General features: G+C 41.3%; 2 protein-coding genes. One reads left to right on the forward strand and one right to left on the reverse strand.

Annotation, left to right across the window (positions count from 1 at the left end; translation table 11 throughout):
• The coding region (locus F6K38_RS40555; protein ID WP_287360500.1) for an ABC transporter permease at nucleotides 1-263 on the forward strand (263 nt) is incomplete at its 5' end.
• Nucleotides 264-313: 50 nt separating this feature from the next.
• Here the strand turns inward: F6K38_RS40555 and F6K38_RS40560 are convergent.
• Entirely contained in the window at nucleotides 314-1,636 is a 1,323-nt protein-coding gene (locus F6K38_RS40560) for an FAD-dependent oxidoreductase (RefSeq protein ID WP_287251435.1), read from the reverse strand.
• Nucleotides 1,637-1,944: the final 308 nt, after the last annotated feature.

The following is a 1,944-nucleotide window of genomic DNA, read 5'->3' on the forward strand; positions in this document are numbered from 1 at the left end:
CATTCCTGACCACGCTTTTTATTAATGTGCCTCTAGTGCAGTTATCTGGAGCTTACACCCCCATTGAAGCCATGCCTCCTTTGTTTCAAGGATTGACCCTTCTAGATCCACTGCGCTATTACATCTTGATCCTGCGTAGTGTTCTACTAAAAGGAATTGGGTTTGATCTGTTGTGGCAACCCTTACTTTTACTGGTGATAGTAGCCGTAGGATTGTTTATCCTATGCTTATATATTTTTAAGTGGCAAAATTATCATAATTAACCTGAATTCGGGATAAATTAACCTGTGATTAACAGTAGATCTTAGGCATTTTATAGCATAGGTTTGGGCTTGAATAAACGTTTACCTCTCCGCAGAATTAGCTGATTTAAGGCATTGATCGTTTTAAACCAACGGGAATGGCTGTGCAAAATATGACGGTAGGGGATAGTGGTTTCTGATATCATATCCACTAAAGAGGAAGCCCAAAACTTGGGAAACCAGCGATGGAGTGTGCGATCAAAAACGTGCTTCAGCAACAATAGACCTACTAGATAAATATTTAAAGGAAACAGGCTATGGCTTATTTGCTCTAGGGCGATCATATCGGGGCGACGGCATTGGGTATATTTAGGGACAGCTTGGGTTAAGTTATCATCATATTCATCTAGCAGTTGGTTAAACACTAGACCATCTTCAAGAGCCGCACTGCATCCCTGGCCGATAATGGCTGAAACGCCGTGAGCGGCATCTCCGACTAGCAAAACACTATTGCCAAAGTGGTAGCGACTACACCTCACCGTTGTTGTTTCAAAGAAAGGCTTCTGGGCAAAAGCATCGACTTCTTCGGGTGATATCAACTGCCTGAAATCCCCCATATACTTTCTGAAGAAGGTTAAAACCTCTGAACCCGATGAAATATTAGCTAAACGATTATACCCTCGAGCAAAGCAAACTATACCGTTGTAATTTCCATTGGGTGTAGGCCAAAACAGAAGACTTCCAGACGATCCCAAAGAATACAAATGAACACTATCCCTATTTAATTTCAACTCAGGGTGATTTTCAGGACAGCGCAGCGTTAAAGTTTTAAGCTCAATCGGACTTTTGCGGAGCTTGACCTCAAGACCGGTTTTATGGTGTAGTATATTTCTGACTTTAGACCGTACCCCATCAGCTCCAATCAAAAGATCGTAGGCGCATGGTTGATAGCCTGAAGCTGACTGAAAAACAGCCGATTTTGCTTCTAGATTGACAGCTATACATTCGTGTTTGAAGTGTATATTTAGGCGACTAGCATCATAGCGTTTGGTCAAGGTTTCTAAAAGAAGATTGGTGAGGACATTGCGCTCGATCAGGAGTCGAGGTTGTTTTCGAGAAATAGATTGAACGACTCCACGGGAATTATGGATTTCTTGTCCTAAAGCCATTGTTCCCCGTTCTATTGCCAAGGACTCTAAACCAACTTCACGAAGGGCGGCTCGTCCTCGAAACCCTAGGGAAATAATGTGGGAGCGAGCAGTTGACACAGGATTAAGTCTTGGATCAGAGCGTTTTTCATATAGCTCGACACAATATTTACTGTCACGTCGCAACAAATAGTGAGCCATTAATAGTCCGCAGGGTCCAGCACCAACAATGATTACAGTTTTCATAAAGTCCATTTTATAAAATTGTTTTATTACTATTCCTCCATCATGATAGTTACTTAAATTTTCAGGTTATACATTGATCTTCGTCACACAAAACTATTTATTTTTATGCTATACTGGGCTTTTACTGATAAGTAAAAATTATGTGATGTGGAAGCTGTTTTTAAACAAGGGCTTCCACATGAGCTTAACGAGGGAGTCTCAAAAAGTTAGGGAGCTTTCTAAGAGACTAATAGCGCGGTTTACTAGATTAGAATACTGTAACTCTCCAGAGAAAATTCGGGTCATGGTAGCAATAGCGGAAGGTCGTT

The sequence above is a fragment of the Moorena sp. SIO3B2 genome (genome assembly GCF_010692525.1).
Classification (GTDB): domain Bacteria; phylum Cyanobacteriota; class Cyanobacteriia; order Cyanobacteriales; family Coleofasciculaceae; genus Moorena; species Moorena producens.